This window comes from Nocardia heshunensis, from assembly GCF_054782115.1.
Genome location: NZ_BAAGTC010000003.1, coordinates 144564 through 160524, shown reverse-complemented (window position 1 = coordinate 160524; position 15961 = coordinate 144564). Strand labels below are relative to the sequence as shown.

Sequence of the window (15961 nt, the reverse complement as noted above, 5' to 3'; positions counted from 1 at the left end):
GCATGGGAGTCTCTTTCGGGAGGTGGAGTGCACATATGCTGCGATGCCGCGACCGGCGCGGCAATCGCGATTTCACGATGTGGAAATCAGCGTGAGCGAAATTCGGCGGCGGAAAGCGCTGGGCCACCGGTGGTTTGGAACAGCGGCGCGATCCGCCCGGCTGCGATGCGCATGGCGGGCACCACGGCGCGGATGAGCTCGTCATCCAGCCGCGCGGAACGAGCCTGCACGGCCAGCGCGCCCTGCACCTGGCGGTGCGGGCCGACGATCGGCACCGCGAGCGACCGGATCGGATCCTCGGTCTCGATGAGCTCCGAGGCGAACCCGATGTGGCGGACGCGGTCGAGGTCGACGTCGGCGGTGGCGCGGGCAGGGGAGTAGGCCAGCAGGGCATGCCCGGTGGCACTGGTCCGCAGCGATTGCCGGGGTCGCGGCACCTGGTGATGGCAGAAATAGACCGGCGGTCGTGCCTGGAACACCGTGACGGCGTCGTGGTCGTCGGCCACGCTCACGCTGACCGTGATCCGGATGCCCGCCGCCAGCGCGTACAGATGGGGTGCGACCGAGTCCAGGCCCAGCCGGGTGAGGGCGGGCCGGGCCAGCGTGGCCAGCCCGTGACCGACGCGGTACCGGTCGGTCGCCGGGTCCTGTTCCAGCAGCCCGCCCCGGACCAGGGCCTGGGCCAGCCGGTGTGTGGTGCTGACGGGCAATCCAGCCAACTGGGCGAGTTCGCTGACCGACAGCTCCGGATCGTTACCTTCGAAGCAATTCAGCACCTGCACCGCGCGGTCGACCGCGCGTGCTCCGGACCGGGGTTCTTCGATGGCGGCCATGGTTCCTCCTGCGGTCCCGAAACGGTGTTGCAGGAACTATTGCGAGGGCTCTGACCTGGGGCAACGGTTGCGCGCAGCACGATCCGAGCCGGTCGCAGGGCTATTTTCGGTGGCCATCGTTTTGTAACGACTTTGTATTACGCGATCGGGGTCACCATTTCTCCGTGACCTCCGTCACAAATTCGGCCGTAAATTCCAGAAATGTGATTTCGCGACACTCCGATGCCAACTGCGCAAACACATTGAGTGCGTTGGATACCGTTCTGTCAACTGTCCGTGATCGATACGTGATTCGCCGTGATTGATCCGTTACCGTCGTTCTCGGCTCGGATACCTCCGGGCCCCCGCTCGAATCGACGAACGCCGGAACCCGTCCCGCGATTCGAGAGCAACCGATAACCCTGGGGACGGGGAACCGCAGCTTACAGCGCGGGACGGTGGGCGCAGGCAAGGGAAAAACTTATGCATCGCAACCGGAAGCTCACCACCCGCATGCTCGCCGCCACTGCGGCCATCGGCGCGCTCGTGTCCGTTCCGTTCGCGCTGTCCACCGCGACCGCGTCGGCCGCCGGGCACAACTGGGACGCCGTCGCCAACTGCGAGGCCAGCGGAAACTGGGGCGCCAACACCGGAAACGGCTTCTACGGCGGCCTGCAGTTCACCCAGAGCACCTGGAACGCCTACGGCGGCTCGGGCAATGCCTCCAACGCCAGCCGTGAAGAGCAGATCCGCGTCGCGGAGAACGTGCTCGCCGGTCAGGGCGCGGGCGCCTGGCCCGTGTGCGGCGCGTACCTGTAATCAGGTTTCGCGTTACTCGGAACTGAACAATGGCCCTCTCCGCAAATCTGCGGCGAGGGCCATTGTTGTATTCACTGACTTAACCGTGCGCCGCGTAGATCGCCGCCGCCAATTCCGTTTTGAGGGCCTGGAATTCGGGTGTGGCGGTGACCGCGAGGTCCCGGACGCTCGCACCGTCATCATCCGGTAATTCGATGCGGCGATCCACGATGATCCGGCCGGGCCGGGCGCTCATGACCAGTACCCGGGTGGACAGGAATACCGCTTCTGCCACCGAATGGGTCACGAACACAATGGTTTTGCCCGCCTCCCGCCACAGCCGCAGCAGCTCCACCTGCAGGCGCTCGCGGGTGAGCTGGTCGAGTGCGCCGAACGGTTCGTCCATGAGCACGATGCGCGGATCGTTGACCAGCACCCGCGCGATCTGCGCCCGCTGCTGCATGCCGCCGGAGAGTTCATAGGGCCGCTTGTCGCCGAAGTCGGCCAGACCCACCAGCTCGAGCATTCGCTCGACCGCCGCGCGCCGCGTCTTCTTGTCCACACCACGACATTTCGGGCCGAACTCGATATTGCCGCGCACCGACAGCCACGGGTACAGCGTGGGGGCCTGGAAGACCACGCCGCGTTCGGGGCTCGGTCCGTCGATCGCATCATGCCCGACCAGCAGGGTGCCGGCGCTGGGCGGCAGGAAGCCGCCGAGCAGTTGCAGCAGCGTGGTTTTGCCGCAGCCCGACGGCCCGACGATGCTCACGAACTCGCCCGGCTCGATGACCAGGTCGGTGGGCGAGAGCGCGACGGTGCTGCCCGTCGGGGTGTCGTAGGTCTTGGAGACGTCCGTCAGCACCACCCGGTCGCGCAGGTCGAGCGCGGTGGTCACTTCGCGCTCACGGTGGTGGCGGCCGTGGCGTACACCGCGCCCGCGTAGGCGTCCGGGGTCGCCACACCCTGGATCTCGCCCTGGCTCAACAGGAAATCGGCGGAGGACTTCAGATCCTGGCCGAGCTGCTTGCCGAGGTAGGCGGGTCCGGCTTGGGTGGCCGCGTCGAGGTAGCCGTATTCGCCGAGCTGCTTGCGGATGTCGGCGACCGGGACGCCCAGCTGCGCGGAGATCCGGGTGGCCGCGGCGTCGGGTGCGGTGTTGATCTGGTTGACGGCCCAGTTCTGCGCCGCGGTCCACACCTCGAGGAAGCGCGGATTGGCCGAAACGAAGTCGGCGCGTGCGCCTTCCAGGTCGTAGGTCGGTTTGCCCGCCTTGGCGGTGTCGGCGGCGGTGGTCACCACGTGCCCGTTCTTCTCCAGCTCCGAGAGGGTCGGTTCCCAGATGAAGGCCGCGTCGATATCGCCGCCCTTCCAGGCCGCGGCGATGGCGTCGGGCTGCAGGTTCACCAAGTGCACGTCGCGTTCGATGCCTGCGGCGGTGAGTGCCGCGAGCAGGCTGTAGTGCGAGGTGCTGGCGAAGGGCACCGCGATCCGCTTGCCGCGCAAGCCCGCAACGCTGGTGATCGCGGGATCCTTGACGACCAGGGATTCGGCGGCCCCGATCACGTCGTGGATCCACACCGCCTTCATCGGAATGTTCAGCGGCGCGGACACCGCGCGGGCGGCGGCCGCGCTGCCGAGCAGACCCAGGTCGAGGGAGTTCGACCCGAACGCCTGGATCACGGTGGCACCCGAGGCGAACTTGCTCCAGGTGATAGTCGCCTTCGGTAGGCAGGTCTCCAGCAGCCCGGCGTCCTTGACGACCAGATCGCCATTGGGAATGTCCTGGTAGCCGAGTCGTACGGTGCCGGTGAAGCTTTCGTCCACGGCCACCGGGCAAGCGGGCTTGTCGCCGGCGGCCCGCGACTGGTCGGTGCGCCCGGACTGCACGCACGCGGTCAGCGAGGCGGTGAGCAGTCCGGCGAGGGCCAGGGTGGTGAGAGTGCGCTTCACGCTTTGCCTTTCCACGGCACGACCAGCGCGCCGATCCAGCTGATGACCGCGTCCAGAGCGAGCGCGGTGAGTCCGATGACGAGAATGCAGGCCATGGTCAGCGGCGTATTGAGCTGCTGCCCGGCCAGGAATGCGAGGCCGCCGATGCCGGGGATGCCATTGTTGAGCTCGGCGGCGACCACGGTGGTCCAGGCGAACCCGATCGCCACCCGGATCCCGCCGATCACCTCCGGCAGCGTGGCGGGTAACAGCACCCGGGTCACGACCTGAACCCGCGACGCCCCCAGCGACCGCGCCGCATTGACCCGGTCGACCGAAACCCCGTGTACCCCTGCGATGGTGGCGATCACCACGGGCGGGAACGCAGCCAGGAACAACAGCCAGATCTTCGAGGTGTCGCCGATCCCGAACCACACGATGAGCAGACCGATATAACCCAACGGCGGCAGCGTGCGCAGGAAGTTGAGGTACGGGCCGACAATGGTGGCCAGCGTCTTCGAGGTGCCGAGCGCGAATCCCACGATCGGCCCGAGAATCACCGCGGCCCCCGCGCCGACGGCGATGCGCTGCAAGCTGGCCAGCAGATGCTCCCACAGGAAATAGTTCTGCTCGCCGGGCACCTCCCGCGGCACACCGGGCGCGAGCGGATGCCAACTATTGGCTCGCACGAACGCCTCCCAGACCGCCCGCGGCCCCGGCAAGAATTGCGGATCAACGAGTTTCGCGGCGGCGACCGCCCACCAGACCACCAGCAGCACGACCAGCGACAGCGCTCGCACGAGCAGCCCGCGAACCGGCCGGAGCAAGGTGAACCGGGCCTGATTCACCGTAGTATCAGCGGTTTTCGTCGCGCCGACACTGATCATGTGACGGTTCCGAGCACGCGGTGGGGACTCACGCGAAGCACCTTCCAGTTCGACAATGGACCTGGCGGTCGCGGAAACCCGCAACCGTCCGGCCAGATCCTGTCGTTACCGGGCGCGCTCGAACAGCGCCACGATCACCGTGATTCTGAAGGCGTTGTCAGGCCACCGGGTCCGGCTGAGCCTCCGCGGTCGCGTCGACCGCCATGCGGGCGTCGACCAGGAGACCGATGACGCCCAGCGCCAGACATGCTGCGGTGACGATCCATTGGGCGGGGGAGGTGCGGTTGGTGAGGGCGTCGCCGAGGAGGACCGTGCCGACCGTGCCGGGGATGATGCCGATCACCGTCGCCCAGAAGTACGGCATCAGCCGAATGGATGACAGTGCGGCGCAGTAGTTCACGATGGAGAACGGGGCGAACGCGATGAGGCGCAAGGATCCGATGGCCAGCCAGCCGCGGCGGGCCAGGCGGGCGTCGACGGCTTGCACGGTCGGGTGGGTGAGGTGGGGGCGGACGCGTTCGTGACCGATGGCGCGGACGAGCCACAGGGCCAGCAGGGCGCTCAGTGTTGTTGCCGTGATTGCCAGTGTCAGGCCCTCCGCCGAGCCGAACAGCATGCCCGCGCTGAGCGTGAAAATGGTGCGCGGGAACGGGACCACGCAGACCAGGGTGTGCACGAGGAAGAAGACCACCGGCAGCATCGGTCCCACCGAATCCGCCCACTGCCGGATCTGCTGCGGCCCGGGATGCGGGGCGAAGGCGGCTAGTGCGAACAGCACTCCGCAAGCGATCAGCAGGGCCAGATTCCGGGGTTGGCGGAGGCGGTTGAGCATCCCGGATACTCGCTCGAGCGGCGCGGGCACGGTTGTTGGCACCGCGCCAGGTTACCCGCTGGTAGTGAGACTCCGGAGACCGTTATCCCAGGGGTACCGCTAGCATCAGGGGAAAGACCATGAATGCTCGTTAACCAAAGTGGCCGTTGAGCTGGGCGGATGCCGGTTCAGCGGCCATCCGGTCAGGGAGTGGAAGAAGGAAACAGCAGCTATGCCGATTGCTTCCGACTCGGGTGCCGAAACGGTGCCCGAGTTTGCCGCCTGGCGTAAGGGTGTCGCCGGGGTGCTGGCCAAGGCCCGCAGGGTGGATGCGAGCGAACTGCCGGCCGAGCCGGAGCAGCTGCTCGCGGTCACGACCTATGACGGTCTGACGGTCAACCCGCTGTATACGCGACGTGACGAACTGCCCGAGCAGCCTTTGCCCGGGCAGTTCCCCTACGTGCGCGGCGGCGACGCCGCCCGCGACCCGCACCGCGGCTGGTTCGTGAGCCAGCGCTTCGGTGGCTCTGATGCCAAGGCCGTGAATGCGGACATCATGTTCGCGCTGGATAACGGCGTGAGCGCCGTGTGGCTGGGTGTCGCCGAGCGCGGTGTCCCGGTCGAGGGTCTCGCGACCGCGCTGCAGGGTTTCCTGTTCGAGCTCGCGCCTCTGACCCTCGATGCCGGTCCCGCCGCCGATGAGGCTGCCGCCGCACTGTTCTCGGTGCTGGACGCCTATGAGGCCCCGGACCGCAAGGACATTCGCGTCTCGCTGGGTGCCACCCCGCTGACGAGCCTCTTCGCGGGTTCCTCGGACATCGACCTGGACGGCGCGATCGCGCTCGCACAGCAGGCCGTGGCTCGCACCGAGACCGTGCGTGCGATCACCGTGTGCGGCGTGGCCTTCCACAACTCCGGTGCCTCCGACGCTCAGGAACTGGGTGCGGCGGTCGCGGCGGGCCTGGAATACCTGCGCTCGCTCACCGACGCCGGTGCCGATATCGCGGATGCACTGGGCCAGTTGGACTTCCGCTTCGCGGCCACCGACGATCAGTTCGAGACGGTCGCGAAGTTCCGTGCGGCCCGTCGGCTGTGGGCCCGGGTGGCGCAGGTGTGCGGTGCTCCGGCCTTCGGCAACGCGCCGCAGCAGGCGATCACCTCCGCGGCCATGATGAGCCAGCGGGACCCGTGGGTGAACATGCTGCGCACTACCCTCGCCGCGTTCGGCGCGGGCGTCGGCGGTGCGGACATCGTCACCGTGCTGCCGTTCGACGACGCGCTGCCCGCCGGGGAACTCGAAGTCTCCCAGGCGTTCTCGGAGCGCATGGCCCGCAACACCCAGCTGCTGCTGCTCGAGGAATCCCGCCTCGGCCACGTGCAGGACCCGGGTGCCGGATCCTGGTATGTGGAATCGCTCACCGATGAACTTGCCGCCAAGGCGTGGGAGTTCATGCAGGAGATCGAGGCTGCCGGTGGTTACCTGGCTGCGTTGCAGGCGGGCCTGCTCGCCGAACGCATCGGGGAGACCAAGGCCAAGCGCGATTCCGATGTGGCACACCGCAAGACGGCCGTGACCGGCGTCAACGAGTTCCCGAACCTCGGCGAGAAGCCGCTGTCGGAAGCCGCGCGGACGCAGTACGGTTCCGGACGCTACGGTTCCGCCTTCGAGGCGCTGCGCAACCGCTCCGACGCCTACGTGGCCGCTAACGGTACCCGTCCGCGGGTGCGCCTGGTTCCGCTGGGGCCGGTGTCGGAGAACAATGTTCGTGTCACCTTCACCACCAACCTGCTGGCCTCCGGCGGCATCGAGGCCGTCACCGAGGCCGGTCCGTCGATCGCGGTGCTGTGTGGTTCCGACACCCGCTACGGCACGGATGCCGCTGCGGCCGTGGCGGAATTGCGGGCGGCCGGTGTCACCACCGTGCTGCTGGCCGGACCGGAGAAGGCGGTCGCGGAGCTTTCCGGGGCGGATCGCCCGGATGGCTTCGTGACTGCTCGCATGGACGCGGTGGCGGCTCTGACCGGCCTGCTCGAAAAGCTGGGAGCGTAGAGATGAGCGATATCAAGCATCGCATCGGCAATTTCGCCGAGGTGCCGCTGACCGAGGGCGACGCCGCGCCCGCCGAGGTCAATGCCGCACAGGTCGAGGAGTTCGTCGCCGAGGCCGCGAGCGCCAACAACTATGCGCCCGAACAGCTCACCTGGTCGACGCCCGAAGGCATCGAGGTGCCGCCGGTGTTCACCAAGGCCGATCGGGACGCCATCGTCGCCGAGGGCTACCCCCTGGACAGCGTGCCGGGTGTGGTGCCGTTCCTGCGTGGTCCGTACCCGACCATGTATGTGAACCAGCCGTGGACGATTCGCCAGTACGCGGGCTTCTCCACCGCCGCGGACTCCAACGCCTTCTACCGTCGCAATCTGCAGTCGGGTCAGAAGGGTCTGTCGGTCGCCTTCGACCTCGCCACCCACCGTGGCTACGACTCCGATCACCCGCGCGTGACCGGTGACGTCGGTATGGCCGGTGTCGCCATCGACTCCATCCTCGACATGCGGGAACTGTTCGATCAGATTCCGCTGGACCAGGTTTCGGTGTCGATGACCATGAACGGCGCGGTGCTGCCGATCCTGGCCTTGTATGTCGTCGCCGCCGAAGAGCAGGGCGTCAAGCCCGAGCAGCTGGCCGGAACCATTCAGAACGACATTCTGAAAGAGTTCATGGTCCGCAACACCTACATCTACCCGCCCAAGCCCTCGATGCGGATCATCTCCGACATCTTCGCCTACACCTCCGCGAAGATGCCGAAGTTCAACTCGATCTCCATCTCCGGCTACCACATCCAGGAAGCCGGAGCCACCGCCGACCTGGAGTTGGCGTACACCCTCGCCGACGGCGTGGAGTACATCAAGGCCGGGCTGGACGCGGGCATGGAGGTCGACAAGTTCGCGCCGCGACTGTCGTTCTTCTGGGCCATCGGCATGAACTTCTTCATGGAGGTCGCGAAACTCCGTGCGGGACGGCTGCTCTGGAGCGAGCTGGTCGCCAAGTTCGAGCCCAAGAACACCAAGTCCCTTGCGCTGCGCACCCATTCGCAGACCTCGGGCTGGTCGTTGACCGCGCAGGACGTGTTCAACAATGTCGCGCGCACGTGTGTGGAGGCCATGGCCGCCACCCAGGGGCACACGCAGTCGCTGCACACCAACGCGCTCGACGAGGCGCTGGCGCTGCCGACCGACTTCTCCGCGCGCATCGCCCGCAACACCCAGCTGCTGATTCAGCAGGAGTCCAACACCACCCGTCCGGCCGACCCGTGGGGCGGCTCGTACTACGTGGAATGGCTGACCCACCAGCTGGCCGAGCGCGCCCGCGCCCACATCGCCGAGATCGAGGCGCACGGCGGTATGGCGCAGGCGATTTCGGAGGGCATCCCGAAGCTGCGCATCGAGGAAGCCGCCGCGCGCACCCAGGCGCGCATCGACACCGGGCAGCAGCCAGTGATCGGCGTCAACAAGTACCAGGTCGAGGAAGACACCCCGATCGAGGTCCTCAAGGTCGAGAACTCGCGGGTGCGTGCCGAGCAGAACGCCAAGCTGGAAAAGCTGCGCGCGGAACGCGATTCGGCCGAGGTCGCGGCGGCGCTGGCCGAATTGACCCGGGCCGCAGCGTCTTCCGAAGGCGGCATGGACAACAACCTGATGGCGCTGGCCATCAATGCCGCGCGCGCCAAGGCCACCGTCGGTGAGATCTCCGATGCGCTGGAGCAGGTGTACGGCCGCCACCAGGCCGAAATCCGTACGCTCTCCGGCGTTTACCGGGAGGAAGCGGGCAAGGTGACCAATATCAGCAAGGCCATCGAGCTGGTCGAGGCGTTCGCCGAGGCCGAGGGCCGTCGCCCGCGCATCCTGATCGCCAAGATGGGGCAGGACGGCCACGACCGCGGCCAGAAGGTGATCGCCACCGCGTTCGCCGACCTCGGCATGGACGTCGACGTGGGCCCGCTGTTCCAGACCCCCGAAGAGGTGGCGCAGCAGGCGGCCGACAACGACGTACACGTCGTCGGTGTGTCCTCGCTGGCGGCCGGCCACCTCACGCTGGTGCCCGCCCTGCGGCAGGCACTGGCCGATGTCGGACGCCCCGACATCATGGTCACCGTCGGCGGTGTGATCCCGCCCGGCGACTACGACGAGCTGTACGCGGCCGGTGCTGCAGGCATCTTCGGACCGGGCACCATCATCGCCGAGGCCGCCATCGATCTCATTCAGAAGCTGGCCGTGCAGCTGGGCCACGAGATCGGCACCGGCGCAACGGAATGAGCGACGCCGCACGCGCGACCGAGGGTGGCGAGCTGCACCCTCGGCTCGGCACCACCGCCGGCGTCGGACTGTCCGCTCCGGGCGCGGCACCCGCCGCGCCGGTGGCGGCCCGCCGTGTCATCGACGTCGACGCATTGGCCGCCCAGGTGCGGGCGGGGGAGCGGGCTGGACTGGCCCGCGCCATCACCCTCGTCGAATCCACCCGTAGCGACCATCGGGAACTGGCGCAGCAATTGCTGCTGCGCCTGACCCCCGAGGCGGGCGCGGTCGTCTCGAATCGGGTTGGTATCACCGGTGTTCCGGGCGTCGGCAAGTCGACATTCATCGACGCGCTGGGCATGTACTTGATCGGGCAGGGGCATCGGGTCGCGGTGCTGGCCGTGGACCCGTCCTCGACCCGCACCGGCGGTTCCATCTTGGGCGACAAGACTCGCATGGCTCGCTTGTCGGTGGAGAAGGACGCGTTCATTCGCCCCTCACCCACCGCGGGGACCCTCGGCGGCGTGGCGAAGGCAACCCGCGAAACCATCGTGCTGCTGGAGGCGGCAGGCTACGACGTCATCCTGGTGGAGACCGTCGGCGTCGGCCAATCCGAGGTCACCGTCGCCAATATGGTCGACGTGTTCTGCTTCCTCACTCTGGCGCGCACCGGTGATCAGTTGCAGGGCATCAAGAAAGGCGTCCTCGAACTCGCCGATCTGGTGGCCGTCAACAAAGCCGACGGCCGCCATGAACTGGAAGCCAAGGCCGCCGCTCGGGAACTGCAGGGCGCGATGCGCCTCATCCACCCGCGCGAATCCCTGTGGCGGCCACCGGTCCTCACCATGTCCGGCCTCAACGGCGTCGGCTTGGACAGCTTCTGGGACACGGTCCTCACCCACCGCCGCATCCTCACCGAGGCAGGCGAATTCGCCGAAAAGCGCCGCCGCCAGCAAGTCGACTGGACCTGGACCATGGTCCACGACAACCTGCTCCGCCGCCTCACCGAAAACCCCGCGGTCAAGTCCCTCCGCACCGAGGTCGAAAAACAAATCCGAGACGGTTCCCTGACCCCCGCCCTCGCCGCCGAAGAAATCCTCCGGGCCTTCGACGAACAAGGCTGAACGCCATGGACATCCGGATCCGCCCCGGCACCGCCGCCGACGCGAAAGCGGTCGCCACGCTGCACACCGCCAGCTGGCGCACCGCCTACGCGGGCATCATGCCCACGGCCTATTTGAACGGCCCGCTCGGAGGCGACCACCAGACCCTCTGGCTCAACCGCCTCACCGGCGATCCCACCGAGGGCGATCTGTTCATCGCTGAATCCTCCAGCGACCTGGCCGGATTCATCTACCTGGCACCCCAGCCCGACGGCCGCATCCTCATCGACAACCTGCACGTCCAGCCAACCCTGAAAGGCGGCGGCGTCGGCACCTTGCTCCTGCGCCACGGCTTCGATTGGGCCGCAGCCGAATACCCGGGTCGCGCCGTATACCTGGAAGTGCTGCGAGCGAACACACCCGCGATAGCCTTCTATCAACGCCACGGTGGCCACCTGGGCAAACCCCGAATCGCCCACTTCCCGGCGGGCTTCGACCTGCTCGACCTGGAAGTCACCTGGCCGTAGGAGCAACCGCCGAATCGGCAGCCAAGCGCTCGATCCTCCGCAGCCGCACCGCCATCTGCGCCGCGCACAATGCGATGAGCGCCATCGTCGCCAACCGGAACGGGTCGACTAGCTCATCGCTCCGCACCGCGACCGCGGCGTAAATCGCGAGCGCCCCAAGCTCGATCGCGATCGCCCGCTGATGCCCGCGTCGGCGCTCCGCCACGAACTCCGCCCACTCCACCGAATCAATCTCTACTGGTGCATGCCCCGTCGCAAGCGCCCGCTCGAACGGCCGCCACAACCGCCGATACTCTCCACTCCTCACCCGCTCCGCCCAGACACCGGCGACGAGCAGGAACGGCACGACCCCCAAGCCGACCACCAGCGTCCACACCGTCATCATGCCCTCCCGCATCAGATGCTCGAACCTCGTTGATCCGAGTGTGGATGCCACGGCACCCCGCCGATACACACCCCAGGGCTCACCCCACCCCACCTCCGCAGATTCCGCTCGACCACTGCGGCAAGGGATTCAGTTTCGCTCTTCTTGCGTGCGGTCGCGCGCGCCGAGCCCTCTATCATCGTTTCTATGGTCACAGTGGGGATGACCGTCGGATTGGCATTCGTCGGCTATATGGCCACATATCTGAACGGTCTTCGCCTGGGCCAGCGTCAGGCTCGGCTGGTGCGAGTCAACCAGCAACTGAGTGAGTTCTACGGTCCGTTGCTTGCGCTGATGGAGGCAAATCAGCGCACGTTCGATGCGTTTCACACGGACTTCGCGCTGGCCGATGGGCGTTGTCCGATCTGCGATGTCCCGGTGCCGTCCGCCCAGGACCTCGCCGAGTGGCGATCCTGGGCGACGACGGTCTTCATCCCGAACATCAGGGCGATGCGCGATATCGTCGTCACCAAAGCGGATCTACTCATCGAGTCCGAGATGCCGGCCGTCTTGCTCGAGTTGTGCGCTCACGTATCGGGTTACGAGGTCACGCTCGCCCGCTGGTCAGTGGGCGACCTCGGTGACTACGTCTCGATCATCAAATTCCCGGCACACGAGTTGCGTGCGTACACCCGTGACCGCTTCGCCGGTCTGAAGCTCGAGCAAACGAGACTTCTCGGCAGACAAAAGCTTTCCGTCAGGGCCCTTCGTGCGCGGGAAGCCGCTGCTGGCTCAGGGACTGGGTGGTAGGCCACCCGGCTTCCGTGCTGTGTGACGTCTGCTGAGCGAGCATCGAAGCCTGGTGGGCCAGCAAGCGGCGGATCTTCTCATCGGGGTACGGGGTGCTGCGGCTCTTCTGCTGGAACGTGAGCATGAACGTGGACATTTTTGAGGCGACAGGTGCGTGCCGGGTGAGGAGTGCGGCGACTCCGTCCGGGATGCCCTCCGGGGGCTTGCCTTCGGCGATGGCGTGCACCAGCGCGGCACGATTCTCCCGCCCCTCCACCTTGTACAGGGCAGTGAGCAGCCAGTTCACCAGATAGGTTGCGGTGAAGGCGCAGTCGTAGCTCTGGTTCCGGGCGAAGAACGCCGCCTCCCGGGGCGAGAGGTCGAATCTGGAGGAGAGTGCAAGGCCGTAATCGGCGAAGTAGAGGCGCCGGCCGTCGGTGAGAATGTTCCAGAAGTGTGCATCGATGTGCAGCAGCCCGCGGCCGTTCATGAACGCGGTGCCGGCGGCCAATTCCCGCTCGACCAGGGCGCACGCAAGTTCGGCGACCGCACCGCCCACCTCGATCTGGGTGTTCAACCACTCGTGCAGGGTCTGCGGGATGTACTCCAGAAACAGCGTGATGCTCGCCGAAGCGTCCCGCACAGCCTCGATTCGATCGCGTACCTCGGGCCGGTCCTCCCAATAGGCGACAACGCGGTCGATATCGACGAGTTCGGTCGGTAGCAGCGCCGAGTCCGGTAGCACCCGCCAGTGATACATCAGCGGGAAACCCTCGTATTCGCCGGCGATCACCCAATTCGTCGTCATGGTGTGCACGGCGAGCTCCCGCCAAGCCCCGAAGCCTGTCGCGCCAATGAGTCCGACGCCGTAATGCTGAAACATCGGCAAATCGAACAGATTCGCCGTGGACCGGACATGTTCCGGCCGCCGTTCCACATCGGTGAGGGGCACCCGTTTCACGAAGACCGGCCTGCCGGCCACTTCCAGCAGCCCCGACTTCCCACCGATCCCCGCACCGAGCGGTGTGGCCGCATCCACCGACTCGCGCAACGCATGATCGCTGTACAACGCCAGGGCCGTGGAGACCGCGCTGTGATCGTGGAGGCGCGCTGGGCGCGATGTCACCGGGCTACCGTTCGCGGCGGGTCGATCGGGTGATCCTGCCGAACCATGCCTTTGGGCGGACGCGCCAAGTGGGGCCCGCCCAAACCTTATTGTTTCCAGGGTGGCGGTCCTCGATGTACCAGGCGTGCTCTTGCGCTTCCCATGCGCGCATGTCCGGATAGTGGTCTCCGCAGTAGCGCCGCACGATGTGCGCAGCCAGCGCCTCACGCTCGGCATCGTCGGCCAGGACGATCGTTTGCTGGCCCGCATAGATCTCGTAGGTCCCGTCCGCCCGTCGCCGCCCGCTCGAGTCGGCGTAGTCGTGGCCGCTCTCGGCGGCCGAATACACGGAATAGATGGTGCGGTAGGCGAATTCGTCGTCCCAGGCATGAATCTGGTCGAGCCAGGCGTCGAACTTCTCCATGCCCACGATTAGACCATGGTCGGTGCGGGGGTTCGGTCCGTCGAGTGTCGTCTAGGATCCGGAAATGGCCGATATCGCAGGCACTTTGAGCACCTCGCAGGAAGCGCGGCTCCGGGAAAGTATCGGGCGGCAGACCCTGCTGACCACGCTTGGAATCGAGATCGGGAGCCTGGCGGCGGGGCGGGTGGTGTTGGAGATGCCGTTTCGTGAGGATTTGTGCCAGCAGAACGGGTTCGTGCACGCCGGGGCCATCACGACGCTCGCGGATTCGGCCTGTGGGTATGCCGCCATGTCATTGCAGCCGGTCGACCGGGACATCCTCACCGTGGAGTTCAAGGTCAATCTCATGAGTCCGGCTGTGGGGCAACGGTTTCTGGCCACGGCGACCGTCGTGCGATCCGGTCGCACGCTCACCGTCTGTACCGCGGAGGTCACCTCGGATACCAATGGTGGTGGGCCGATTGCGCTCATGCAAGCCACATTGATGGCGTTGCCGAGCGCTTGAGCGACCCCTGGGGCGGGTGGCGGTTGTAATTCGATTGAAAGAGCGTCGGGACAGCCTGATGCGATGACACATCGATCGATTTCGGCAGCGGCGCTGCTCCCCGTGCTGTGCACGGTGTTGGGTCTCGTCGCCGGTCCGGCCGCCGCCAAACCGAGCCCATCGGGGCAGTACCTGCACAACGTCTTCTACAACCAGTGTCTTACCGACCGTGGTGAGAACCTCAGCGTCCAGTTGCAGCCGTGCAGTTACGGCACGGACGGCTATATCGTGGCCGCCCAGCGGTGGAACCATGTTCCCGTGTCCCTCGGCGGCGACGACTACTACTTCGTTCAGTTGGTGAGCGGTCTCGGACACAGCCTGGAGTTTCTCGGCGGAGCCTACGCAACCCCCTTGTACGCCAAGCCCGTTCCGAGCGGTGGGCCACAGACCGTGTTCGTCGTCGGCGGCGGTTCCGGCACCGCGCTCCTGTCCGGCCATTGCGTGACGGGTCGCTGCTTCATAGACAGCCCGAACATCCCCATGTACCTGGAGCCGTATCAGCACAGCCAGCCCATGGGGGCCGCTATCGGCAGAACCGACCAGCTCGACAACTTCACCGACGACATGGTCCTCTGGACCCAGGGACCGGATGCACCGCCGTCGTGCGACGATTGCGGCGGGGGTTCTTAGACCGTCAGACGCCGAGGGCGGAGGCGAAGAGGGGCCAGGAATCGTGGACGTCGTCTTGCCAGTAGGGCCAGGCGTGAGTTCCGTTGCGGTAGGCGATTTGTGCGGGGATGCCGAGGGAAGCCAGGCGGCCGACAAGGGAATCCGTGCAGTTGCGGACTACCGATTCCATGACGCCGCCGACTGCCATGCGGTCGGTCAGGGCGCCGACATTTCCGGCGATGCTGGGGTCGGTGAGGGATTCGTGGATGCCGGGGGCGCCGTTGCCGGCGGAGATGTAGAGGGCTATGCCGCGTAGGCGGTCGGCGTTGAGGACCGGGTCGTGGGCGTCCCAGGCCGGGTTGTCGTCGCCACCCCACATGTTGGCGGCGTTCGCGCCGAAGATGCCGAGTTCGGAGCGGACGTAGGTGCGGGCGACGGCGTCGGTGGTGCGGGGGCAGCCGCTGTAGGAGCCGACGGCCTGGTACATGCCGGGGGCTTCGATGGCGAGGTCGAGGGCGGAGACGGCCGACATGGAGGCGCCCGCGACCGCGTTGCGGCCGGTCATCTGGAAGCGCGGCTCCAAGAGGGCGGGCAATTCGTGAATCAGGAAGGTGGACCATTTGTTTCGGCCCAGGGTCGGGTCGTCCGACATCCAGTCGGTGTAGAAGCTGGCGCGCCCGCCGATCGGGGTGATCACGTTCACCGGCTTGTCGGCGAAGAACTGGGCGGTGTCCGTGCGGTTGTACCAGGGGCCACCGGATTCGCCGCCGTCGACCGCGTTGAGCAGATACAGCGCCGGTGCGGAGAAGTCGGGGTGCGAAACCCAGACGGGGATGGTCCGGTTCATCGCCGCGGAATAAACCGTCACCTCGAATTGCCGACCGCCCAGCGGCTTGACGTCGACGATCGCGGCACCGCCGGGGTCCGCGGACGCCGTGATGGGCACCAGCGCAGCAAATGTGGCAA

17 protein-coding genes are annotated in these 15961 nt (G+C 66.8%); 8 read left to right on the top strand and 9 right to left on the bottom strand.

Annotated features, from left to right (window positions below):
* Positions 1 to 86 precede the first annotated feature (86 nt).
* Positions 87 to 833 (bottom strand): IclR family transcriptional regulator, encoded by a 747-nt coding sequence (locus ACYVN4_RS07375; RefSeq protein WP_460718554.1) that lies wholly within the window; start codon positions 831 to 833, stop codon positions 87 to 89.
* Between the two features lie 462 nt (positions 834 to 1295).
* Here ACYVN4_RS07375 and ACYVN4_RS07370 point away from each other — a divergent pair, with 462 nt between their 5' ends.
* A complete protein-coding gene (locus tag ACYVN4_RS07370; RefSeq protein WP_460718552.1) occupies positions 1296 to 1631 on the top strand; it encodes a transglycosylase family protein in 336 nt (111 codons plus the stop codon).
* A gap of 79 nt (positions 1632 to 1710) precedes the next feature.
* Here ACYVN4_RS07370 and ACYVN4_RS07365 read toward each other — a convergent pair whose 3' ends face one another.
* The 4 genes from ACYVN4_RS07365 to ACYVN4_RS07350 all read right to left on the bottom strand — a co-directional run bounded on the left by ACYVN4_RS07365 (position 1711) and on the right by ACYVN4_RS07350 (position 5303).
* Positions 1711 to 2508 carry an ABC transporter ATP-binding protein gene (locus ACYVN4_RS07365; RefSeq protein ID WP_460718550.1) on the bottom strand — a complete coding sequence of 266 codons (798 nt, stop codon included), beginning with the start codon at positions 2506 to 2508 and terminating at the stop codon, positions 1711 to 1713.
* Positions 2505 to 3563: a taurine ABC transporter substrate-binding protein gene (locus ACYVN4_RS07360; RefSeq protein WP_460718548.1), complete on the bottom strand. Its 1059-nt coding sequence runs from the start codon at positions 3561 to 3563 to the stop codon at positions 2505 to 2507. Before ACYVN4_RS07360 ends, ACYVN4_RS07365 begins: the two co-directional genes overlap by 4 nt.
* Positions 3560 to 4429 (bottom strand): ABC transporter permease, encoded by an 870-nt coding sequence (locus ACYVN4_RS07355; protein WP_460718546.1) that lies wholly within the window; start codon positions 4427 to 4429, stop codon positions 3560 to 3562. The genes ACYVN4_RS07360 and ACYVN4_RS07355 overlap by 4 nt, the downstream gene beginning before the upstream one ends.
* Before the next feature lie 157 nt (positions 4430 to 4586).
* Positions 4587 to 5303 (bottom strand): TVP38/TMEM64 family protein, encoded by a 717-nt coding sequence (locus tag ACYVN4_RS07350; RefSeq protein WP_460718544.1) that lies wholly within the window; start codon positions 5301 to 5303, stop codon positions 4587 to 4589.
* Between the two features lie 169 nt (positions 5304 to 5472).
* Here ACYVN4_RS07350 and ACYVN4_RS07345 point away from each other — a divergent pair, with 169 nt between their 5' ends.
* The 4 genes from ACYVN4_RS07345 to ACYVN4_RS07330 are packed head-to-tail and all read left to right on the top strand — an operon-like array spanning position 5473 to position 11160.
* The gene (locus ACYVN4_RS07345) at positions 5473 to 7290 is read left to right on the top strand and encodes a methylmalonyl-CoA mutase family protein (RefSeq protein ID WP_460718542.1); all 1818 of its coding nucleotides are present in this window, start codon (positions 5473 to 5475) and stop codon (positions 7288 to 7290) included.
* A gap of 2 nt (positions 7291 to 7292) precedes the next feature.
* Positions 7293 to 9551, top strand: a complete 2259-nt coding sequence (scpA, locus tag ACYVN4_RS07340) for a methylmalonyl-CoA mutase (protein ID WP_460718540.1) — start codon at positions 7293 to 7295, stop codon at positions 9549 to 9551.
* Positions 9548 to 10654, top strand: coding sequence for a methylmalonyl Co-A mutase-associated GTPase MeaB (gene meaB, locus ACYVN4_RS07335; RefSeq protein ID WP_460718537.1), 1107 nt, complete (start codon positions 9548 to 9550; stop codon positions 10652 to 10654). The genes scpA and meaB overlap by 4 nt, the downstream gene beginning before the upstream one ends.
* Positions 10655 to 10659: 5 nt before the next feature.
* Positions 10660 to 11160 carry a GNAT family N-acetyltransferase gene (locus ACYVN4_RS07330; protein ID WP_460718535.1) on the top strand — a complete coding sequence of 167 codons (501 nt, stop codon included), beginning with the start codon at positions 10660 to 10662 and terminating at the stop codon, positions 11158 to 11160.
* Here the strand turns inward: ACYVN4_RS07330 and ACYVN4_RS07325 are convergent.
* Entirely contained in the window at positions 11147 to 11596 is a 450-nt protein-coding gene (locus ACYVN4_RS07325; RefSeq protein WP_460718533.1) for a hypothetical protein, read from the bottom strand. The genes ACYVN4_RS07330 and ACYVN4_RS07325 overlap by 14 nt on opposite strands.
* A gap of 135 nt (positions 11597 to 11731) precedes the next feature.
* Between ACYVN4_RS07325 and ACYVN4_RS07320 the strand changes: the two genes are divergently transcribed.
* Positions 11732 to 12334 (top strand): hypothetical protein, encoded by a 603-nt coding sequence (locus ACYVN4_RS07320; protein WP_460718532.1) that lies wholly within the window; start codon positions 11732 to 11734, stop codon positions 12332 to 12334.
* Here the strand turns inward: ACYVN4_RS07320 and ACYVN4_RS07315 are convergent.
* Both ACYVN4_RS07315 and ACYVN4_RS07310 read right to left on the bottom strand, forming a co-directional pair.
* Entirely contained in the window at positions 12282 to 13439 is a 1158-nt protein-coding gene (locus ACYVN4_RS07315) for a protein kinase family protein (protein WP_460718530.1), read from the bottom strand. The two genes, ACYVN4_RS07320 and ACYVN4_RS07315, sit on opposite strands and share 53 nt — an antisense overlap.
* A 4-nt stretch (positions 13440 to 13443) precedes the next feature.
* Positions 13444 to 13842, bottom strand: coding sequence for a hypothetical protein (locus tag ACYVN4_RS07310; RefSeq protein ID WP_460718528.1), 399 nt, complete (start codon positions 13840 to 13842; stop codon positions 13444 to 13446).
* Positions 13843 to 13906: 64 nt separating this feature from the next.
* Here ACYVN4_RS07310 and ACYVN4_RS07305 point away from each other — a divergent pair, with 64 nt between their 5' ends.
* Positions 13907 to 14347, top strand: coding sequence for a PaaI family thioesterase (locus ACYVN4_RS07305; RefSeq protein ID WP_460718527.1), 441 nt, complete (start codon positions 13907 to 13909; stop codon positions 14345 to 14347).
* Positions 14348 to 14410: 63 nt separating this feature from the next.
* Entirely contained in the window at positions 14411 to 15016 is a 606-nt protein-coding gene (locus ACYVN4_RS07300) for a hypothetical protein (RefSeq protein WP_460718525.1), read from the top strand.
* A 4-nt stretch (positions 15017 to 15020) separates the two neighbouring features.
* On the opposite strand, the gene ACYVN4_RS07295 is transcribed toward ACYVN4_RS07300, so the two are convergent.
* Positions 15021 to 15941, bottom strand: coding sequence for an alpha/beta hydrolase (locus ACYVN4_RS07295; protein WP_460718523.1), 921 nt, complete (start codon positions 15939 to 15941; stop codon positions 15021 to 15023).
* Between the last annotated feature and the right edge of the window lie 20 nt (positions 15942 to 15961).

Coding starts and splice junctions, on each gene's coding strand:
- ACYVN4_RS07375 (WP_460718554.1), bottom strand. CDS start 833: ATGGCCGCCATCGAAGAACCCCGGTCCGGAGCACGCGCGGTCGACCGC.
- ACYVN4_RS07370 (WP_460718552.1), top strand. CDS start 1,296: ATGCATCGCAACCGGAAGCTCACCACCCGCATGCTCGCCGCCACTGCG.
- ACYVN4_RS07355 (WP_460718546.1), bottom strand. CDS start 4,429: ATGATCAGTGTCGGCGCGACGAAAACCGCTGATACTACGGTGAATCAG.
- ACYVN4_RS07345 (WP_460718542.1), top strand. CDS start 5,473: ATGCCGATTGCTTCCGACTCGGGTGCCGAAACGGTGCCCGAGTTTGCC.
- scpA (WP_460718540.1), top strand. CDS start 7,293: ATGAGCGATATCAAGCATCGCATCGGCAATTTCGCCGAGGTGCCGCTG.
- meaB (WP_460718537.1), top strand. CDS start 9,548: ATGAGCGACGCCGCACGCGCGACCGAGGGTGGCGAGCTGCACCCTCGG.
- ACYVN4_RS07330 (WP_460718535.1), top strand. CDS start 10,660: ATGGACATCCGGATCCGCCCCGGCACCGCCGCCGACGCGAAAGCGGTC.
- ACYVN4_RS07320 (WP_460718532.1), top strand. CDS start 11,732: ATGGTCACAGTGGGGATGACCGTCGGATTGGCATTCGTCGGCTATATG.
- ACYVN4_RS07310 (WP_460718528.1), bottom strand. CDS start 13,842: ATGGAGAAGTTCGACGCCTGGCTCGACCAGATTCATGCCTGGGACGAC.
- ACYVN4_RS07305 (WP_460718527.1), top strand. CDS start 13,907: ATGGCCGATATCGCAGGCACTTTGAGCACCTCGCAGGAAGCGCGGCTC.
- ACYVN4_RS07300 (WP_460718525.1), top strand. CDS start 14,411: ATGACACATCGATCGATTTCGGCAGCGGCGCTGCTCCCCGTGCTGTGC.